Genomic DNA, 2,841 nt, shown 5'->3' on the forward strand with positions numbered 1-2,841 from the left:
GCGCTGGAACTCAACGTCGCCATCCTGTACTCGTTCCAGAAAGCCAAAGTTTCGATGGTGGATCACCAGACTGCCTCTAAACAGTTCCTCGCTCACGACTTGCGCGAAAAGAAAGCAGGGCGCGAGTGTCCGGGAGATGCGGGTTGGATTGTGCCACCCGCCGGAGGAAGTACTTGTCCAGTTTGGCATCACCAGATGCGCGACTTTTACCTAGACCCTGCCTATCATCATGCTGCTGATCGTTGGGCAGTTGAAGATGGCATTGATCTGGAACAATTTATCACTACTAATAACGAGGACGACGATAAGCAAGATCGCATCCTCATCCTCTATGCTTCCGAGACGGGAACTGCTGAGGGCTTTGCGCGGAAAGCTGCCCGTCAACTCCAGCGTTACAAAGCGAAAGTGATGGCACTGGATGAATACAACGCCGATTCCCTTGCCTCTGAGAAACTCCTCTTGATCGTTACGTCCACCTTTGCCAATGGCGAAATGCCCGGAAACGGCAAAAAATTCCTTAAGTGGTTGCAGAAACAACCGACGGGTTCGCTTGAGGGGTTGAGCTATTCCGTTCTAGGAATTGGCAGCACCGTTTACGAACACTTCTGTGCTGCCGGAATTTCGGTAGATAAGGCACTCGCGAAGGTAGGGGCTAACCGTATAGTGCCACTCCATAAAGGGGATGAAATCAAAGGACAAGCTGACACCTTCAAACAGTGGCTAGGACTCGTCTCCCGCGTGTTAGGTGAGGATGTCACTGCCGCCGATGCTACCACCTCAGCCACACCAAAACTGAACGTCACGTTCTTGAGTGAGGCAGAATTGGCAAATGTTGCACCTGTGGCAGTTAGGGGCGATCGCGGTGTCGAAGTTCCGGTTATTGCCAATCGAGAACTGCTGTTAGAGGTGATTCCTGGCAGTCGTTCTACTCGCTACATCATGTTCGATATTTCAAATAGCGATTTGCAATACGAGACGGGCGATCATGTTGCGGTTTATCCTTGTAATCCACCAGAGTTGGTGCAGAGGTTGTGCGATCGCATAGGTATCGCGCCCAACACCTACTTCACGGCTAGTTACGTGATGCCAGATGGCACTCCAATAGAGGATAAACCCCCGATTGCCGTCCCAACCACCGTAGGTCAGGTTCTTTCCGAAGAACTCGATCTGGCTTTGCGGGAACCGTTCAACGAACTGCTTGCCTACTTGTACTCCGTAGCCCAAAATCCCCAAGAGAAACATCGCCTGGAAACTTGGCTGGAGATTATCCGGCAGGCAGACGACAATCCCGACAGCGTTTTGCTCAAGAAAACGATCGCGGACAACTGCATGAGCGTTGTCGATCTGTTCGATGAATTTCCCTCGGCAGAGATTACCCTCGCCGCTTTACTGGAGTTGCTGCCGAAGCAAAAGCCGCGCCTCTATTCGATTTCCTCCTCTCGCTTACTCCATCCTCAGCACCTACAAATGACTGTTGGGGTGCTGCAAATTAAAACCGATGCCGGTAAAGCCCGTCAAGGACTCTGTTCAAACTACCTAGCTGGACTGGAACCCGGCGCGAAGGTTCGCATCGGTGTCCGTACTTCTAGCTTCCGTCCGCCTAGCGAACTCGATGCACCGATGCTGATGGTAGGGCCCGGTACGGGAGTCTCTCCACTAATTGCTTTCCTCCAGTACCGGGACGCTTTGTTACAGCAAGGACAACTTTTGGGCGATGCTACCTTATACTTTGGCTGTCGCAACCACAGTGACTTCCTCTATCAGGAGCAAATGCAGACGTGGCGGCATCAAGGTGTCCTCTCCGGTCTGGAAGTAGCATTTTCCCGCCTTGGCGACCAGAAGTTGTACGTACAAAACTTGATGCAGCAGAACGCCCAGGATGTCTGGAAACAGCTAAGTCATCCCAAGTGTCACTACTACGTTTGTGGAGATGCGAAGATGGCGGATGATGTGTTTGAAGTGATGCTTTCTCTTGCCAAAACAGAAGGTGGTCTATCTCACCCCGAAGCCGTCAATTTCTTCGACAATATGAAGCAAGAAAAGCGGTTCACCAGCGATGTTTGGGGCGTGCAGTTGAATTTTAAGCAGGCTATCAAACAGGTGCAAAAAGATAATTACTCTAAAGCCGAAGGGTGGCTAATTCGGGTGCAGCAGTCAGGTGACAGTGAATCACCAGTCAAGGAATTGGTGCAACCGTTAACAGGGGCGTGAATAGCAACCGAACTAAACTGTAAACGCTTGGGATAATGCTTGTGATATCTGACTTTTCGCGTTAAGTATCTTTTGCAAGCTGCCAACCTTCACAGAGGTCGTGTAATTTTAACCAACCTCGCCACAGTCCCTGGATACCAATGGGTGTTTTACTTCGATCAGGACTTACGCATTGACAAATTAGACAACAAATGTAATAGGGAAAAGAAGAAAAAATATGCGATCGCTAGTCGCTAAGTGAGTGGAAAGTTGGATAATTTACGTGTCCATATTGAGGATATTGGTAAAAATTATACCCAAGTCCAAAATATAGAAATTCCAGAGAACGGCTTAATAGTGCATCTAAAAAAGTTTGGACAAGTGAAAGTATTTCGGAGAATTTTCAAAAACGAAATCCCCAGATATTACATCATGTATGTGCCTGACAAAAATGCACTGTCTTTAATTTCTCTCACTGAGTTTAAAGAGTTACATTCGATTCATTGGGGGATTGAATGTTACCATCGAGCCATTAAGCAAGTGTGTGGAATTGAACTATTCATGGTAAGGACATCTGAGGCAATTAAAACTCACTTTTTTAGTGCTATCCGCGCTTTCGTTCAACTAGAATTAATGCGAACTCAAGAGTTA

At 48.3% G+C, this 2,841-nt stretch carries 1 protein-coding gene and 1 pseudogene; both read left to right on the forward strand.

Annotated features, from left to right (window positions below; all coding sequences use genetic code 11):
* Nucleotides 1-2,211: nitric oxide synthase oxygenase (locus VE944_RS29945; protein ID WP_324986113.1), on the forward strand; the 2,211-nt coding region annotated here is incomplete at its 5' end.
* 282 nt (nucleotides 2,212-2,493) lie between these two features.
* Nucleotides 2,494-2,841, forward strand: a pseudogene (locus VE944_RS29950) (transposase); the annotation flags it as partial.

The organism is Nostoc sp. (assembly GCF_035638895.1).
In the GTDB taxonomy this organism is placed as follows: Bacteria; Cyanobacteriota; Cyanobacteriia; order Cyanobacteriales; family Nostocaceae; genus Nostoc.